This is a genomic window from Rhizobium sp. Pop5, assembly GCF_024721175.1.
Classification (GTDB): Bacteria; Pseudomonadota; Alphaproteobacteria; order Rhizobiales; family Rhizobiaceae; genus Rhizobium.
This window is the reverse complement of the sequence record NZ_CP099398.1, coordinates 61642-79347: the sequence shown is the minus strand read 5'-3', so window position 1 is coordinate 79347 and position 17706 is coordinate 61642. Positions and strand designations below refer to the sequence as shown.

Below are 17706 nucleotides of genomic sequence, written 5' to 3'. Positions count from 1 at the left end.
GCTGTGCTGCCGCAGCGATAGGCGCGCGGTGGCGGCGTGAATCGCCAAGTTGCCGCAACGGCCAGCACGAGGAACTCGACCAACGTCTCGGCGGCGAAATAGCGGAAGGTGCATTCCGGTAAACCACGGCGATCGAAACTTAAATCCGTCGCAATCTTCTCGACACTCACGTAGCATGAGCCTCGCGAACAAACGCCGCCACGCCACTATGGCAATTTCACTTCTCCTCCTCGGGATGCCGACTAACACGTTCGCCCATCCCCATATCTTCGTTGATGCGAAATTCGAGGCGGTCGCGGCGCCCGATGGAAGCCTCCAGGAGCTGCGCGACACATGGCAGTTCGATGAGGTGTTTTCGTCGTCAGTGCTGCTCGACTACGACAAGAACCGCAACAATGCCCTCGACCCTGCGGAAGTTGCTGCCGTCGCCAAAACAGTCCGGGAGTCGCTTGCGCAGTACAACTATGTGAGTTCATGCTGAACCGCGACTTGCGGGCTTGGTCAAGCTAACCTGCATACCGCATCTGGGCGAGCAGTTTCTTGCGGAAGACCTCTGCGGGCGTTCGATAGCCAAGACATTTGCGTGGCGTATCATTGAGCCGATTGCAGACGTCGATCAGGTCGGCGTCGGTCACGGACAGTGGATCGACCTCTCTCGAAAGCCATTTCCGGACCCGGCCATTGGTGTTCTCGACGGTGCCTTTTTGCCAGGGCGATTGCGGATCACAAAACCAGGTTTGGGCGCCGATGCTGGCTTGCAGATACGGCCAGTCAGTGAACTCCGTCCCCCGGTCGAAGGTGATGGAACGGCGAGCAAGGTGGGGCAGGGCCTGCAGTGCTTGAACAAGGCCGTCCATGACAGGACGGGACTGACGGTCATTGTTGCGCAGGAAGATCGCGAAGCGGCTGACTCGTTCGACCAGCGACGTCACATTGGCCTTGCCGAACTTTTTCCGAAACTGGATCAGGTCGCATTCCCAATGCCCAAACTGCTTGCGCTCGGCAACGACATCGGGGCGCCGCAAGATGTTGAGTTCCGGGCTAAACCGTTGACCATGCTTGCGTCTGGCATGTCGTGGTCGGCGTCGCGCACGATGCTCCGGTAGGTGCCGCCACAGCTTGATGGCGTGCCCGTCGGGCGAATATGCGAACTTGTAGATCGTCTCGTGGCTGACAGAGATCGGATGGCGTTCCAGGCGCATGCGTCCTGCAATCTGCTGTGGCGACCAGCCGTGTACGATCCGGTCGATGACAGATTGTCTGACGTCAGAGAAGCGCGCCAGCTTCCGCAGCTTCGTACGCCGGTCACAAGCGATATCATGCGCTGTGACGCAGTAGTAGCCGTTGAGATCCGGAACATCGTTGTCGATAAACGTGTTGCGTTTGATCTCCCGAAAGATCGTCGAACGATGCCGGCCGAGCTTCTCGGCAATACTCTCAACGCTCAGGCCAGTCATTCGCCACCGGGCGATCTTGCGTCGTTCATCCAGATCAATATGGGAGTAGGTCCGTTTCATTGCATCTTCCTTGCGAGTGATAACCCATTGGTATCATTCGCAAGTCGCACTTCATCCTTGAACCCACCCTATTATATGAACATCACGATCAATGGGAAAACACTCGCGCTTGCGAAGCCGGACATCCTGCATGGGACCTATGAGAACGGCTCCCTCACCCTGTCTTTCGCACAGAAGCCAATGGCCAAGACGCCGCTCAAAGGATTGATTGTTTTCGGCGTTTATGATCCGACACTCTATACTGCTCTCGATTTTGCCAGCGATGCCGATCTGAAAATCTCGGGCGAAGGCTTTAGCGGTTGCACTCACAAAGTCGTCAGGCCTGGCTCGAAAGAAATCCTTTCCGAAAATCAGGCGATGCTGACGACGATGTTCTTCAACGATCCAGTGGGCACAGACTACTCGCAGATTGTTGCGACCCGATTGGAAGTGCGCTGTTAAGGAGTGTCGAGGCATAATTGCGAACTATCGAACCTCGTTGTCGCCTCTGTCATGATGATCGATGTCATTCAGGTCTTTGTTTACATCACGGAGAGCACCAGATGCGTTCCAGGCTCAACCTTTTGCTAGCAACGGGGTTGGTCATCCTGGCACCAATGCTGTCCGGATCAACTCCCGCACGTGCCGCGGGCAAGAGTTCGCCTTTCCCGGCTTGGATAGCAGACTACGTCGGCGACGGGAAAGGCCAGATCACGCGCGTGGTTCTGGAGCGGGCGCGGAGGTTATATCTGGAGAAGGTCGCGGAGGGAACGGTCAAGAACGCCTGTTACTTCGCAATGGATGCGACACGACCCAACGATCTGACAGTTGGCTGGTTCTACGTGATCTGCGAGGCGAAGCAGTCGTTTCGGGTGATCTCGGCAGGGCATGGTGGCGGCCTCAACCTCCCTGGCGTGGTCAACTTCTCCAACGGCCGGGAATGCGCTAAGAATTTTGGCAACGCGCTGGACTCAAACTTGACCGCCGGCGCGTATCTGACAAGCGAGATCAAGACCTCGTTCAAAGGCTATTATCTGGCGCCTTCTAACAGAGAGGCGGTTTTGACCCGCTCGTTTGTTCAATTCGATGGGATCGGCGATACCGCCAACGCCAGACAACGCGCCATCGGCGGGCATGCTGCGGCGCTCGTCTCTGGGATCTGCATGCAGAAAAAGCCGGAGAGCCCATATGCCGATCGGAAAGGCTATGTCCCTGTCGAGAAGTTGGTCACCTATGCGGGCGGGCGAAGCGACGGATGCACCAGCTGGTCGCCGGAAGAGACCCCGGAAGTCTTGTCGATGGTCAAGGATAATCCGACGACGCTCTATATCTACCCGGAGGCGCGCGACATCGCCGCGGTCGGCCGGGCAACGACATCGGGCAAGTCGCCAGTAAGCGCTGGATCATACTGGAACGCTACCTGCCTTGGCGAGATCGGCTCTCCGCAGTTCTGGCCGAAAGAGCGGCTGGAGCCGATCATCGCAAGATATAAGCAGGATCATCCAGCACCACCGCCGCGTCCAATTCCCCTCTGCCAAGCATCCAATTGAAAAGCGGGTGGCATCTGAGAAAACGATCGTCGTTTTGAATGTCACCTTTAGCTTTGACGACCAAAGTCCTCTGCGTATAACATTGCTGCAGCAGCCTCCTCGTCGCCGCCAATGCTTGGAGCACACTGAGATGGAACTCGCTCGTTCTATCCTGAATGCCGCGACACTCGCAACCTCGGGAACCACAGGCACAAACACGCACGAATTTTGCTTTTCCTCGCAGGGCAAAATTATTCTGGCAGGGTGCTGCTGGCGAGCGCCCGGCAGGAGAAGCTGGAAAGTGGCAAGGTCGTGCGCGTCGACAGCACGTCACCGCCGCACTGATCCATGAGCCGAGCGACCGTAGCCTATTATGGGACGCTGTCCGGGTGACGGTGCGGCTGTTGCAGCAGGCCGTGGCACTGGGTAGAGCCATCCCATGGCACGACCACCGCCGCGCGGCAAAGAAGCGGGCTCGAGCGATCGAATACCCGCGGCCGCCCCAAACGGATCAAGCACTACCGCGAACTGCTCAAGATCACGCGCACGACCTTGAGTTATCTGCAGCAGGCGAGTGAACAGTTGCCCCTGACGGCTGGCCCGGCCGGCGAACTGTGGCAGACCCAGCTCCGCCACTATAAGCTGCTGATCGACCGGATCATCGGCCAGACCGAACGGCGGGTCCTGGCCGGCGAGCCGGTGCCGGCTGGCGAGAAGCTGGTGAGCCTCTTCGAGCCGCATGCCGACATCATCGTCGAAGGCAGCCGCGACGTCGACTACGGCCACAAACTCAATCTGACCACCGGCAGAAGCGGACTGGTCCTCGACCTCGTCGTCGAAACCGGCAACCGGCAGACAGCAAGCGTTTGCTGCCGATGCTGGAACGCCACATCGCCTTTTATGGCCAGGCGCCGCATCAGGGCCGGCTATGCCAGCCGCGATAATTTGAGCCGAGCCAAAGCCTGCGGCATCCGCGACATGGCCTTCCACAAGAAGTGCGGCCTCAAGATCGAAGATATGGTCGGTAGCCGGGGTCTATCGCAAGCTCAGAAACTTCCGCGCCGGCATCGAGGCCGGCATCTCATGTTTGAAACGCGCTTGTGGCTTGGGGCGCTGCACCTGGCGTGGGCTCGACCACTTCAAGGCTTATGTCTGGTCATCGGTGGTCGCTTACAATCTCGCCCTCTTTGCCCGCCTCCGGCCGGATCGTCGGCGTTGGTGAGGCGAACAATGCTGTCCGCGATGGCGAGGACGTTCTTCGACCGGTGGCCGATCCGTCAGCAGCCGATGCTCGGACGCTTCCAGCGCCTCTATCCGCCGGTACTCCGTCATGTCGATTTACGATCCGAAAAATAAAGCATCCTTCCGTCGTCCCCATGGATGGGACTTAAATGCAAGCGGTTCCAGAACTGCTCCCCGTTCTTCTTATAATTCAAGATCTCGACGCTCACCTCCCGCTCGTCGGCGATGCAGCGCGAAGTTCGGCGACGGCGATCGGAGACGTCGCCGGGCCCTAAAGGAAACGACAATTCCGGCCCAGCACCTCTCCGGCGGCGCAACCGGTCAGCTCGAGGAATGATCTGTAGGCCAGCCCGATCGGCAGATCCGGCTTGCGCGCGTCATTGACGACCATCGGCATCCTATTCGTTCGAACGCGACCGCCGCAAGTTCTTTCCGGTCGGCCAAGGCTGCTTCTGACGATACCGAAGGTAAGTCTTTGTCAAATTGGGTCGTCATCCTTCCACGCTCAATAAGAGGTCCGATAACGTCGCACGCCGTCTTTTTCCTAAAAGACGATCGACCGACTTGGCCTATGCGGCAGGCTTCCCGACCAGCCCGTCCGGGAGTCACGGTTCGATGGCGTTGTCATTGCGCCTGTATGGGATGAGGTAAGGCAATTCCGCTTGCGCGACCGGAAGGATCAGGCGCAGAATAAAATCATGAACTCCATTTCCACCTCCAGTCGCGCTCGGGAGCGCTTTCTCGAAGCAATCCTTCAGAGTGCCATCGAATATGCGATCATCGCCCTGGATCTCGACTCCCGAGTGATCACCTGGAATGAGGGTGCCCGCCGAATTCTCGGATGGGATGAGACCGAAATCGTCGGCCATCCCGTGGCCGTTATTTTCACTGAGGAAGACCGCGCGGCGGGCATTCCTCAACGGGAAATGACCGCCGCACTGACCCAGGGCCATGGAGATGATGAGCGCTGGCACCTTCGAAAGGACGGCTCGTTATTCTGGGCGTCGGGCCAGATGATGGCGTTGAGATCGGATGATGGCGAACTCGAAGGCTTCGTGAAGATCCTCAGGGATCGAACCGAGCAGCGGGAAAATGAGGAGCGACAGCGCGTCCTGATGCACGAACTTTCTCACCGCATCAAGAACACGCTGGCAGTCGTTCAGGCGATCACCAACCAGTCATTCCGGAACGCCGCCAGCATCGAAGCCGCGGAGCAGTCGATCTCGTCGCGCATCAAGGCATATGCAAACGCGCACGATATTTTGCTGCAGAAGAACTGGTTATCCGCAGCCGTCGATACGATCATCGAAGCGACCGCGGTGAATCTCGGCGTTGAACCGAGCCGCATCAAAGCAAGCGGTCCGGCAGTCAGCCTGAACCCGCAAGCGGCTCTTGGCTTCGCCCTCGTGCTGCATGAGCTTGTCACCAATGCGACAAAGTACGGGGCTCTATCAGGGGATACAGGAACTGTCGAGATCGAGTGGTCCGTGCGCAAAAATGTCGGCGACGATCGCTTCAATCTCCATTGGCAAGAGAGCGGTGGCCCAGCCGTGGAAGCCCCAAAGAAGAAGGGCTTCGGCTCCCGCTTGGTCAATACGAGCCTGTCCGCTTTCGGAGACGTCTCGTTTGACTACGCCGCAACCGGCTTCAAGCTCGACCTCGAGGCATCGCTTCAGAAACTGCAATATCAAAATTGTCCGGATCTTGAAGTATGAAGAGATGTCAAATGCTGCCCCGAGGCTCCGTGTCGTCGCCGATGCCAAGATCAGCGAAACAACTGGCCTTCATGCGCCTACTCGGCCTCAGCCTCTTCGATCTCCTGAGGAGACAGGTGGTAGATGACGAGTTTTTCGACGACGTATTCCAGGTCCTGGTCCATCCTGAGAAGGTCGGTTGATTTGCCCAGGTGGCCGCATTCACCGAGATAGTCGAAGCACATACCCCACACCGCATTGCGAAGCTTAAGAACCTTCCTCGTCGTCTCCGGCGAGAAATATGGTTCTTCACTGAAATCGAGGGCATCAGACACGTCCCGCGCTCGCCGCGACATAGCGTCCGACGAGACCTCGAACCATCTTCCGCGAACACTTCATAGCACTGCCTGCAACGTTCTACTGCAATCTTCAGTACATCATTAAGCGAGATGTCTTGGTCGTGTCTGAACAACACCGTAGGCATGCCGGATCCTCCGTATTCGAGATGGAATAGAGCGCCTCAGGAATGTTCCCATTTCGTTCCTTTCAAAAAAGGAGTCAGGGGCGCGCTTTTTTCGATGGTCGTCATAAGGCGCTCACTATCCAACGGGTCCACCGGATTTCGTCGGCTATGCCTTGCACCATGGTCTCGGCCTCGGAGGACAGCTCTTGCGGCCGCAGACGAATGGTACTGCAAGGCCTTCGCTGATCAGAATGCTGCCGACTGTCAATCGGCGTCCAAAGTTCACCCCTTATCGGCGTCCAATTTTGGGTCTGACTCATTCTCGATGATGTTTCGGATTCTACTGGCCTGGTTCTTGAAGGAGAATCAGCGCCATGCGAGCTTATTTTCAGCCTTCCGATTTAATCCCTGCCGAGTTGAACGTGGAGGCAGTGCATCACAGACCCGATGTGATCGTCGTCACCGCACATGGTCAGTCCCGAGGTTGCAGGTGTCCCGAATGCGGCACGACCTCCCATCGTGTTCATAGTCGCTATTCTCGGATTATCACCGATCTGCCGTGTGCGGGCCGAAGGATCAAATTGCACCTGACGGTCCGACGCTTCGTCTGCATTGTCGTCCATTGCCAGCGAAAGATTTTCGCCGAGCGTTTCGGTGATGGCGTGATCCGACCCATGGCCCGCCGGACAGCGCGCCTGGAGACCTTGGTTCACCATCTCGCTTTGGCATTGGGTGGTCGGCCAGCAGCACGGTTCGCAGATCGTCTCGGGTTACCGGTTAGCAATGACACGCTGCTTCGAACCGTTCGCCGATATGATCGCCCACCACCACCGCCGCCAAGCGTCATCGGCATTGATGACTGGGCGTGGCGTCGCAATCACCGATATGGCACTATCATCTGCGATCTGGAACGGCGAAAGACGATCGCGTTGTTGCCCGACCGAGAACCCTCGACCGCAAAGGCTTGGCTGGTCGAGCAGCCGCAGATCGAAATCGTCGCACGAGACCGCGGCGGCGGGTATGCGCAGGCCGCTGCACAAGCCCTGCCACACGCCGAACAGGTCGCCGACCGCTGGCATCTGATGGAAAACGCCAGCCACGCCTTTCTTGACGCCGTTCGCAAGTCAATGCGGCAGGTCCGCATTGCAATCGGCACAGCAACTGTAAATCCAAAGCTTCTGACAGCTGCCGAGCGACTGCAATATGAGGGATATCTGCGGCGTGAAGAGGCAAACGCCGTCATCCGTGGTCTCGTCAGCGAAGGCGTATCCATCAAGGAGATCGTGCGCAGAACCGGGCACAGCCGAAAGCTGGTTCGCAGTGTCGTCCGTGGTCAGCGGACCGACATCTTTCGGATCCGGCAAACTTCCCTGGAACCGCATCTCCCTTGGCTTGAAGCGCAATGGGACGCCGGATTGCGGAACGGCGCTGAACTTTGGCGGCAGCTTCGGTTGGCTGGCTTCGGCGGCGGTCTGCGTGTTGTCACCGAATGGGCAACGCGGCGAAGGCGTGCCGAAAAGGCCGAGAACGGACTCGGACATGCGCCGGCCGCACGCACTATCGTCCGCCTGATGACGCTTGAACGCAACAACCTGACCACGGCTCAAACGATGACAGTCGCCGCCATCGAAGAGAGGCTACCGGATCTTGTCGAGGCCAGGGATGTCGTCGAGAGCTTCCACAAAATGCTGCGCAGCAAGTCTAAAGATGATCTGGAAGCTTGGATCGACCGCGCGGCGAGAAGCCTGGTCGCGTCATTCGCCAACGGCGTCATCCGCGACCGGGCAGCGGTCCAGAATGCAATAACTTCGATGTGGTCGAACGGCCAGACTGAGGGCCAGATCACCAAGCTCAAACTCATCAAGCGGCAGATGTACGGCCGCGGAAAGCTGGATCTGCTCGAAGCACGTATTGTCGGAGCGCCCTGATGTCATCGAGATTGCGTCAGACCCAAATTTGCACGCCGAAACACATATCGGAGAGTTCTTGAGTCGATTTGCCTCAGCAAAACAACTCCTTACCATCCATGTGCGATTCTCCTGCCTGGTGAAGCTGTCTCGTCTGGTCGTCACTTCAATCGCCCGCAACCGGCGCCTTAAGGTAGTCGAGAAACGTCCGGAGAGCGGACGGCACCTGTCGATGCGAAACGTAGTATGCATGAAAACCCGGCCCGGTAGAGGTCCAGTCCGGCAGCACGACTTCGAGTGAACCGGCCGCAAGTTTGTCCTCGACCCGGGCCTGCAGGCAATAAAAGAGACCGCCTCCCTCCTCCGCCATGCGGATAGATAGTTCCGAATCTCCGAGCGTGAGAAGTCCCGGAACGTCGAGAGAAACCATGCGATCGCCGTCGCCAAGTTCCCATTTGCAGAGGTGATCTGTACCGGTTCGGATCCGGATGCACTCGTGCGTCAAGAGATCTTCCGGCCGCGCGGGCCGCCCTCGTTCGTTGAGATAGGCCGGAGAACCGACTACGATCCATTCGAGTTCGGATGTCAGACGCGACGCGATCATCCCCTCGGGAACCGTTCCCCCATAACGGATGCCCGCGTCAAAACCTTCGGCGACCATATCGATGAAGCGATCCTCGACGCTGACTTCGACCTCGACATCTGGGTAGCTCTTGCGAAAACTGTGCAGTCGAGGAGCGATCAGCAGCTCGGCGGCGTCACGCAGGGTGGTCACTCTCACTCTGCCCGTAGGCCCGCTCCTGAAACTGTCTAGGAGATCCATCGCAGCTTGAATGCCGAGGAAACGGGGCTCCAGTTCGGCAAGCAGCACTTCGCCGGCGGCGGTGAGACTGATGCTCCTGCTTGTCCGATGAAACAGACGGACGCCCAGACGGGCCTCCAAACCCCTGATCGAGTGGCTGAGGGCAGACCCGGAAACGCCGCGAAGCGCGGCGGCCTTTCGGAACCCCCCGCACGCGCGATCGCGACGAAAGTTTCAAGGTCGGCCCGCGTTGATACCATGAGTTATGGATACTCGCACTTGTACTGAAAAAGATCGCCCTTGCCGGCGCCGACCTTGCTTCAGGCCGGCCGGCACCTTCAATCCTTATTTAACTGGCCCTGTATTTGGTATGTGATGGCCGAGGAAGCAGTCAAAAATTTGACCTAGTGATCCATGTTGGATCCTGCGAAGGACGGCGGAGATGGCCCGGTCGCTGAAAAACGAAAACGTCCGGGATTAGATCGTCATGCAATGAAGATCTTCGTGTCCACAGCCACGAGAGACGGCACCGGTTGGTTCCGCGAGGCGGTCTAACAGTCCCGGAGGTTCTAGTTCTGAGCTCTCGAAAACGCGGGCTACCAGTCCTGCCGGGTTGGATGGACGAAATGTCGTTGATCGTGATCTCCGGGGGCTGGTCTAGTGCATAGACCACGGCTTCAGCCACCGACGACGGCGGAATACCCTGCTTGTTGAGCTCTCCGGCGATCTTTCTGCCCGTCTCGTCATGAACCTTGTCGGCCCAGCCGGTATCGATCACGCCAGGGCTGATCATAGACACTTGGATCCCGCTACCCACGCCCACCTCCTTCCTGAGGCTTTCGGTAATACCGCGTATGAAGAACTTCGTGGCTCCGTAAACCCCTGCCGCCTCGCCGACATGAACGCCGGCGATAGAGCTCATATTCAGGATGCGGCCGGACCGGCGCTCCAACATCGACGGCAGCACCGCGGCGATCGCATGCAGATAGCCACGCAGATTGGTATCGATCATCTTGTTCCAATCGCCGACGGCGGCATCCTTCCAATAGGAAAAGAGCATGAGGCCGGCATTGTTGACCAATATATCGACCGGGCCGTACGTCGTTGTGGCGAACGCGACGAGGGCCTTGGTACTCTCAAAATCCGTGGCATCAGCAACCTTGTAGCTGGCAATACCTCCCGAACCGGTGATGTCTTCGACGATCTGACTGAGGCGTTCCTCATTGCGGCCGGCAAGGACGACGCGCGCACCTTTTTCCGCCAATCCTCTGGCGGTCGCCGCTCCAATGCCCGAGGAAGCCCCTGTGACGATGGCGACCTTGTTTTTCAGATGTGACATGACGTGCTCCTTCACTGCGGTTGGGTCAATTCGGCTTGCCGCGCGGCTTTGACGGGCTCGGGGGTCGTCCGGTTTTCCAACACCTGGCGCTTGGTTTCCTGATCTCCGCCGACGATATGGTCGATGCCGTTCATGAGAGCCTCGAACCCCTGCTGGGCGACGAGCGTCTTGTCGTTTTTTTGTTGGCCACCGAGCTTCGTACCGCCCATTCCAGCGTTCGCGTGGAAGTCGCTGTTGGTGGCGCCCGGAAGGAGTGCCGTCACCGTGACCCCGGTCGAGCGCAACTCCTCGCGCAGACGCGAACATATAACCAAATGCCTTCGACGGGCCGTAAACGGTTTCGTATGGCGTGGGCAGGGTCGCCGAAACCGAGGAGGTTATGAGAATCCTGCCGCGGCCGTTCTTGACCATATGTTGGACGACGCGTTTGGCCATATGGACGGTCCCGGTTACATTGATCGCAAGCAGGCGAAGCTCATCCTCGAGATCGTTATCGACAAAGGCGCCGCCAATACCGATACCGACGTTCAGAGCCGCGGCTTCCAAGGGGCGCCCCAGCCCGTGCGTAAAGGTCCAGAACCTCTCGACGCCATCGTACGTCGAGGCATCCGCTTTGAACGGATATGCTTCGGCATCAAGGCTTCGTAGCGCATCGGCGGCCTCGTTCACCTTGTCGCTTGAGCCTGAAATGGCGACATCGAATCCATTCTTGGCGAATTGTTTGGCAAGCTCGAAGCCTATTCCAGATGAGCCGCCCGTGATCATTGCGAGTGGTTTATTCCCTGTCATGATTTCACTCCTTTGGTTTGGTCAGCACCACGATCGTCTCGAGGCGCTGGTGACCAAATGCCCGTGGAGCCGATTGGTTACATGAGCAAAATTGATCGGGGCGGTGAGTGAAAATCATCCACCGATCTGGCAGGGACCAGGAGTGCGTTACCTTTTTGGTCCCGTCCGCGGTCGAACTGGCCAGGCATTCCCTACGTCACGAAGGCCCTTGAGTGAACACGGCTCATCGGTGCGTGCGATCCCGCTCACTTCAAGTAGCCGTCGCGCTACCCTATTCTTATAGTGCGATCGAACGGTCGTTCGCAGCCCGCGGATATGATCCGACGACCCAAGCGCCCGAGTAGCGTTGATGGACTTCTCTGCGCTGGTGCCATCGGCCGGCACGCTTCTCGGAGAAAAATTCCACGGCGACGGCTTGTCCGGCACACCTTCCAGCGGTGACGGTCCAATGACGGGAAAGACAAAAAATGAGCGAGAGAATGAACAGCGTCGTTGCTCCTGGCCGCGTTGCGGTCATCACGGGAGCTGCGAAGGGCATCGGCTTGGCAATCGCGAGGGCTCTCGCGGCCCGCGGCATGAAGCTCGCGCTGCTGGATCTCGACGCCGACGCACTTGAGGATGTTACTTCGACACTCGACACGGACATCCTGATCGTGAGCGGCGACGTATCAGATTTGTCGGCACTGACCAGGTTGCGGGACGAAACGATTTCGCGGTTTGGCGACGTGGCCGTTCTAGTAAACAACGCGGGCATAACGCAAGGAGCCGGCCCTTGGGACAATCCTGCAAAGTGGCGACGCCAGATCGATGTAAACTTCCGAGGTGTTCAGGCCGCGCAACACGTCTTCGTGCCCTACATGATCGAAGCCGGTCGCCAGTCGGCCGTTGTCAACCTCGGCTCCAAGGAAGGTATTACGACTCCTCCAGGTAACGCCGCATATTCGGTGGCGAAGGCAGCTGTCAAAGTCCTGACCGAACAGCTGTCGCACGAGCTTCTGAAGGAGACGGGAGGTCGTGTTTCGGCTCATCTCCTCGTCCCTGGCTACACGTGGACACCCATGAACATCGCACTCAAGCCGCAGGGCATTGCGAAACCCGATGAGGCATGGACCGCAGAGCAACTGGTGGAATACTTCCTGGTCCGTCTGCTCGACGAGAATTTTTACATCATCTGTCCGGATAACGCGGTTACGTCTGCGATCGATGCCAGAAGGATCCGCTGGGCGGCCGACGACATGATCCTGAACCGGCCGGCGCTTTCACGCTGGCACCCCGACTGGATGGATAAATTCGCAGCCTGGTTGAAGGCAGGTCACTGACGGTGGAATGTTTGTAGAGGAGAGTAATCCAATGCCCAGACCCTATGTAATCTGTCACATGATGTCGCCGCTGGATGGCCGATTGATCGTCAATGATTGGGCCGAGGCAACCGGCCATTCGGTCGATGAGCTCGTGAAGATCTATGACGGCCTGCATGAGAAGATCGGTGCCGACGCCTGGCTTTCGGGAAGAGCGACGGGAGAAGAGTTCGCGGACGCCGTCGACCGCCCCTATCAAGCAACCGGCACAGCCGCGCGACCGATCCATATCGCCAACCCGGACGCCGGCGAGTTCGCTGTCATCGTGGATAAGGACGGTCGGCTACGCTGGGACAAGAGCGACATTGACGGAGCTCACCTTGTGGTCCTGACAGGATCTGACGTGGATGATGCTTACCTGGCGGGCCTCACCCAGGCTGGCGTTTCCTATATCGTCTCGGAGAAAGATGGCGTCGATCTGAAAAACGCGCTTGACCTTCTTGGAACCGAGTTCGGTGTGAAGCGCTTGATGCTGGAAGGCGGGGCGCAAACCAATGGCCATTTCTTGAAGGCGGGTCTTGTTGACGAGGTCAGCCTGGTCATCTTCCCTGCGATCGGAGGCAAGTCGAATACACCGGCCATATTCGAGGGCGGCGAGGATGGGCTTGCCGGCAGGGCGAGGCTCACGTTTATCAGCGCCGAAGCCGCTGGCCTCGGCTCCGTGCATCTGAGATATCGCGTTGGACGTCCATAAGAGACGTCCATAGGAGAAGATTGTGGAAGGGCTCCCTCCTGCCGTCGTCGAAATGATCGTCGAGGAGCAGGGCGCGATACTCCTGAGCAAGCAACCTTGTTTCGAGATCATCGCGCAGCGCAGAGAGCCGGAAGAACTGGCGTAGTCTGCCCGTGGTGTCTCTCCGATTAGGCGGTGTGATGAACGGTATGTGACGCCGACATTAATGCCCGCGGCGGTGACCGCGATATGAGCGTCAAGGCGTTGCTCGAGTGCAGCTCGACAAACAAACAAGGTGAGACGCGTATTGCCGCACGTAACGATGCTCCCCACAAAAATGTCGGGCCTACTACACCTGCTGTCAGGTTTGTCAGGTGCGCGCCATGGTGCTGTTCCGCCCGACTTCCTACCGCGCTCTCGTGGAAGTCCTTGAAGCATAGGCACAAGATTCCTTCTGAGGCTCGATCCGGCCAGAGTGGCATGAGTCTTGAAACTTTCTCGTCGCGCGGCGGCAGCTGTCTTCTCCCGAGAAAGCGCGCGAGTCAAAGTCGAATTGCAGGTGAACGCATGGTGACGCAGTAGAACTTTGTGGATGCGGTTCGACCCGGGGAGAACAAAACTCCGGGCAGAGGTTTGGGAGGGTTGTTTGTCTGTGTCTGACAAAATTGCGATCTTCGGTATGGCGAGCGTTTTTTCGGTCACCCATGCGCTATTCGCAGTCGCTCAAGAGGCCAGGGCCGTGACTAACCCCCTGGCCTATATGCTGCAACCTATCACAAAATCCCAGGGGATGCTGAAAACCTTCGAACAAAGCCGGGAGACATTTCCGGGCGAGGTTCTGCTCGATATGAACGCTACCTATCTCGACCGACAGATCTACAATCCGGCCACGGCGCGCTACGACCACGTTAAACTGCGCGGCTATCAAGACGCCCGCCAGACCGGCTTATCCGGTGCCGACACGCCATTGGTTGGACCGACCATCGATCTACGGCCCGGTCAGACGGTGCGGGTAACGCTTCACAACCTGTTCCCTCAGGATTCCACCTGCGGCATCGGCGGTGGCAGTGCCAATACCCCCCATTGCTTCAACGGTACCAACCTGCATTCGCACGGTCTCTGGGTAAATCCGTCTGGCAATGGCGATAATGTGCTGATCTCAATCCGTCCCGGCGTTTCGTTCCAATATGAATACAACATCGCCGTTGAGCATCCCGCCGGCACCTTCTGGTATCACCCACACCTACACGGATCAACCGCATTGCAGGTGTCGAGTGGCATGTCCGGGGCGTTGATCATCCGTGGCGATCGCATGCCGACACCGACCGAGACTGGCGATATAGACCGCCTATTGAAGCAGCCGGGCGGCTCCGATATCGCCGAACGGGTTTTGGTGCTACAGCAGATTCAATATGCTTGCACCGATAACAATGGCGACATCACTTATGATTGCCAGCCAGGACAGGTGGGCGGCATCGAAAGCTACGATCAGTTCGGACCTGGCAGTTGGCCGGCTTCGGGCCGCTTCACCAGCGTCAACGGCCAGGTGCTTGGTCAGTTGGCATCAGCGGAGGCTGGCTCGGTCGAGCGGTGGCGGATGATACACGCCGGGGTTCGCGACACCATCAATTTCGAAATCCGGCGCAAGACCGGGACGACCGCGTTCCGCACGCTTGCGGCAGCGGACACCGACAGATGGATCGACCAGAATTGCGGCAAGGATACTATTCCGTATGGGGTGGTGGCCCAGGACGGGCTGACAATGGCGCAGGTGCAGATGCGGCAGCAAGCGATCCTGCAACCGGGCTACCGCGTTGACGCGCTGGTGGTGTTGCCAGGAGCGGGTGACTACTGCATCATCGATGGCGCCGCACCGGCAGCGGCCAGCGTCAACCAGGAGGCTCCAAGCCGACGGCTTCTCGGCATAGTCACTGCAGTAGGCGGCCATGCCGTCAATGGCGAGATCGGCACCTATCTTCAGGATTGGCTGATTTCGGCGGCTGAGCGCACGATGTCACAGAATGTCGCCGGCAAGGTTATCGATGACCTCAAGAACGAGATGTCGCTCTCAAGCTTTATTCCCCATCCGGACATCGACGCGGGCGAGGTCACCGGCGAGCAGCAACTGGTGTTTAACATCGATGTGAAACAGCCGGGTGCCACCTTCTTCGAGGTTGACGGCAAACCTTATGATCCCAACCGCATCGACCGGATGTTGCCGCTGAGCGGAGTCGACGAATGGACGCTCCGCTCGGATTTCGTCAGCCACCCATTCCATATCCATGTCAATCCGTTTCAGATCATCAAAATTGTCGATGCGGCCGGCAACGATGTCAGCGCGCTTGGCGCCGATGACGACGGCGATCCGCAATATCCAGGCTTGAAAAATGTCTGGAAGGACACGCTGTGGATCAAGAATCCCGGCACCGATCCGTCGGCGCGTTACACGATCACCGTGCGGACGCACTACCAGCGCTATATCGGCGAGTTCGTTCTGCATTGCCACATCCTCGATCATGAGGACCAGGGCATGATGCAGAACATCAGGATCACCCTGCCGGACGGCCAGGGTGGCACCGTTTCCGGCCATCATTAGGGCGTCGATCGCCATTGGGAGGAACTATGAGCTTCACTGGCACTTGGAGTTATCGCAGCCTGATCAACAATCCCGATTTATCGGTTGATTTCAATGCACTGGAATTTGGCCAGGGAACGCTGGTGCTGACCGAGTTGGCTCGGCGCAAGGTCGGCGGAACCATTGGTGGGCCCGGGTGGTCGCTGGAATTGACCGGTACGGTGCGTCCGGGAGACCCTGTCGAGCTGCAATTCACTGGAAAGGGCGATGTGGCCGGCGAGACCTGGATCTACAGCTATCGCGGCTACATCGTGCCGAACTGGCCGAATGGCGTCGATCAAAGGGACGCCATTGTCGGTAGCATCGTCCGCGACGTCCCGCATTCGCATGGGGTCGCCGCAGCCGGCTACGTTGCCTCCTGGTATGCCGTGCGACAGTGATGCTCCAGCATTTGCCGCAGCTCGAAGACATTCGGATCAACATTCACCGGCCAGGGTCTAGGTCGACGGACCGATGCCTCACATTTGAACCGCGTGCTCTGGCGGTTCAGCGGGATGTGCTGCCCGAACTTGTCGAACACGATCGTCGCCAGCAACTGAGGGCCGATGAAGCCGCGCGGGCGTCGCATGGAACGGTGCGGGAGCCTGACTGATCGCCTCGCAATCGCGGCAGGTAAATTTCTCGCGCACCGTCTCGATCACCTTGAATCGGCGCGGGATATCCTCCAGCGTTTCCGTCACATCCTCGCCCAGCTTCGACAGCCGCGAGCCGCCACAGCAGGCACATGCCGTCGGCGCTTCGATGACGATGCGTGCGCGCTCGACGTCTTTGGGCCACGCCTTGCGCACTGGACGCTTGCGGGCGAAGGCGCGCACGGACTGCGTTCTGGCCGCGGCCTCTTGGACGCTCAGTTCGTCCTCGGCGGCCTACGCCACGAGCTCTTCGAGCTGCAAATTCCAACTGATCGATCAGCCGCTGCGTGCGCTCGCGGCGCGGCCCGTGCTTCTCGCGCTCCAGCTTGCCGGTCAGCAACTGCAAATGCACGTTGAGCGCCTCAATGCTCGACAGCCGCGCCTTCGCGTTGGCCGCGTCCGCCTCAGCTTGCAGCCGCGCAGCACGTTCGGCCAGCAGCGCCGGATGAGCGCTGGCAAGGTCCGATGGCAGGGTAAGCGGCGGCAATGTCATAACGACATTGAATCAGATTTATCAACAATTTCAATGCAAAAATTGAGTCAAACCCGGCTGGGGCGCCAGGTTTCCTGCCGTGCGCGCCAGTCAATTCCCTCCAGCGACAACGCATGTTGATGCCCCTCCTGGTGAGGCTGAATGATTCTCAGATCGAGTTGATGAATGGTACGGTTGCGAAGGTCGCGAACCGCGTTGACGACCGCTGGGGAATTTTGGAACAAATATGCTCCGGTTGATTGCTGGTCGATGAGCAGGCGCTTCCGCCTGATTTGAACGTAAATCCAATTGACGGGAATATCGAGCCTGGCGGCAAGTTGTACGGCGCTGAGCAAACTAGGTTCGTGTGTCCATCTGTTGCGCTGTGCCTTTACCTAGATGCCCGCTGCAAGGCGGAGGCGTTGCACAGTGATTGGCAAAACCTTCTCCTCACAATTGGGCGAATGGTGTCCTTCGCGCGTCAGTATTTCAGGCTTCGACATATCCCTGTGTCGCAGACACGGGTATCAGCAAGGTCGATCCACCACGATGTTCAACCTCATACGACGGCGCGAAGTTGCCGCCTCTACGTCCCACCTCACGCATCACATTAAAGGAGCGTCCAAATAACGGATGGCTCGGATCCAGCACCTCGATCTTGTCCGGTGATGATTC

The 17706-nt window shown here is 58.4% G+C and carries 13 protein-coding genes and 6 pseudogenes; 11 read left to right on the top strand and 8 right to left on the bottom strand.

The genetic code is table 11. The annotated features are described in order from the left end of the window. The first annotated feature begins 175 nt into the window (after window positions 1–175). Entirely contained in the window at window positions 176–481 is a 306-nt protein-coding gene (locus NE852_RS00390) for a DUF1007 family protein (RefSeq protein WP_258155635.1), read from the top strand. Between the two features lie 25 nt (window positions 482–506). Here NE852_RS00390 and NE852_RS00385 read toward each other — a convergent pair whose 3' ends face one another. After that, the gene (locus NE852_RS00385) at window positions 507–1517 is read right to left on the bottom strand and encodes an IS30 family transposase (protein ID WP_008536882.1); all 1011 of its coding nucleotides are present in this window, start codon (window positions 1515–1517) and stop codon (window positions 507–509) included. 75 nt (window positions 1518–1592) lie between these two features. Here NE852_RS00385 and NE852_RS00380 point away from each other — a divergent pair, with 75 nt between their 5' ends. The 3 genes and pseudogenes from NE852_RS00380 to NE852_RS00370 all read left to right on the top strand — a co-directional run. Continuing rightward, window positions 1593–1958 (top strand): DUF1007 family protein, encoded by a 366-nt coding sequence (locus tag NE852_RS00380; protein WP_258155634.1) that lies wholly within the window; start codon window positions 1593–1595, stop codon window positions 1956–1958. Window positions 1959–2059: 101 nt separating this feature from the next. After that, complete coding sequence (locus NE852_RS00375; RefSeq protein ID WP_008534187.1) at window positions 2060–3046, top strand: hypothetical protein; 987 nt, start codon at window positions 2060–2062, stop codon at window positions 3044–3046. Window positions 3047–3286: 240 nt separating this feature from the next. Then, window positions 3287–4247: pseudogene (locus NE852_RS00370) on the top strand (ISNCY family transposase); the annotation flags it as partial. On the opposite strand, the pseudogene NE852_RS00365 reads toward NE852_RS00370, so the two are convergent. Beyond that, a pseudogene (locus NE852_RS00365) lies at window positions 4225–4762 on the bottom strand (PAS domain-containing protein); the annotation flags it as partial. The pseudogenes NE852_RS00370 and NE852_RS00365 sit on opposite strands and share 23 nt — an antisense overlap. A 203-nt stretch (window positions 4763–4965) precedes the next feature. Here NE852_RS00365 and NE852_RS00360 point away from each other — a divergent pair. After that, window positions 4966–5982: a sensor histidine kinase gene (locus NE852_RS00360; RefSeq protein ID WP_052034595.1), complete on the top strand. Its 1017-nt coding sequence runs from the start codon at window positions 4966–4968 to the stop codon at window positions 5980–5982. A 77-nt stretch (window positions 5983–6059) separates the two neighbouring features. Here NE852_RS00360 and NE852_RS00355 read toward each other — a convergent pair whose 3' ends face one another. After that, window positions 6060–6296, bottom strand: a complete 237-nt coding sequence (locus NE852_RS00355; RefSeq protein WP_158464442.1) for a hypothetical protein — start codon at window positions 6294–6296, stop codon at window positions 6060–6062. Window positions 6297–6798: 502 nt separating this feature from the next. On the opposite strand from NE852_RS00355, the gene NE852_RS00350 reads away from it, so the two are divergent. After that, window positions 6799–8352, top strand: coding sequence for an ISL3 family transposase (locus NE852_RS00350; protein ID WP_258155633.1), 1554 nt, complete (start codon window positions 6799–6801; stop codon window positions 8350–8352). A 145-nt stretch (window positions 8353–8497) separates the two neighbouring features. On the opposite strand, the pseudogene NE852_RS00345 reads toward NE852_RS00350, so the two are convergent. From NE852_RS00345 to NE852_RS00335, 3 pseudogenes are all read right to left on the bottom strand, one after another. Beyond that, a pseudogene (locus NE852_RS00345) lies at window positions 8498–9393 on the bottom strand (LysR family transcriptional regulator). Between the two features lie 336 nt (window positions 9394–9729). Beyond that, window positions 9730–10472 (bottom strand): annotated as a pseudogene (locus tag NE852_RS00340) (SDR family oxidoreductase). An 11-nt stretch (window positions 10473–10483) separates the two neighbouring features. Then, window positions 10484–11261, bottom strand: a pseudogene (locus tag NE852_RS00335) (SDR family NAD(P)-dependent oxidoreductase). A gap of 467 nt (window positions 11262–11728) precedes the next feature. On the opposite strand from NE852_RS00335, the gene NE852_RS00330 reads away from it, so the two are divergent. The 5 genes from NE852_RS00330 (at window position 11729) to NE852_RS00310 (ending at window position 16307) form a co-directional block, all read left to right on the top strand. Further along, the gene (locus NE852_RS00330; protein ID WP_008534165.1) at window positions 11729–12580 is read left to right on the top strand and encodes an SDR family oxidoreductase; all 852 of its coding nucleotides are present in this window, start codon (window positions 11729–11731) and stop codon (window positions 12578–12580) included. 31 nt (window positions 12581–12611) lie between these two features. Further along, a complete protein-coding gene (locus NE852_RS00325) occupies window positions 12612–13313 on the top strand; it encodes a RibD family protein (RefSeq protein ID WP_008534164.1) in 702 nt (233 codons plus the stop codon). Window positions 13314–13335: 22 nt separating this feature from the next. Beyond that, window positions 13336–13458 carry a hypothetical protein gene (locus NE852_RS00320; protein WP_009982859.1) on the top strand — a complete coding sequence of 41 codons (123 nt, stop codon included), beginning with the start codon at window positions 13336–13338 and terminating at the stop codon, window positions 13456–13458. 480 nt (window positions 13459–13938) lie between these two features. Continuing rightward, window positions 13939–15888: a multicopper oxidase family protein gene (locus NE852_RS00315; RefSeq protein WP_037174857.1), complete on the top strand. Its 1950-nt coding sequence runs from the start codon at window positions 13939–13941 to the stop codon at window positions 15886–15888. A gap of 26 nt (window positions 15889–15914) precedes the next feature. Beyond that, a complete protein-coding gene (locus NE852_RS00310; protein WP_004674379.1) occupies window positions 15915–16307 on the top strand; it encodes a hypothetical protein in 393 nt (130 codons plus the stop codon). A gap of 77 nt (window positions 16308–16384) precedes the next feature. On the opposite strand, the pseudogene NE852_RS00305 reads toward NE852_RS00310, so the two are convergent. Both NE852_RS00305 and NE852_RS00300 read right to left on the bottom strand, forming a co-directional pair. Continuing rightward, a pseudogene (locus NE852_RS00305) lies at window positions 16385–17052 on the bottom strand (IS66 family transposase zinc-finger binding domain-containing protein); the annotation flags it as partial. Between the two features lie 47 nt (window positions 17053–17099). Continuing rightward, complete coding sequence (locus NE852_RS00300) at window positions 17100–17387, bottom strand: hypothetical protein (protein WP_008534161.1); 288 nt, start codon at window positions 17385–17387, stop codon at window positions 17100–17102. Window positions 17388–17706: the final 319 nt, after the last annotated feature.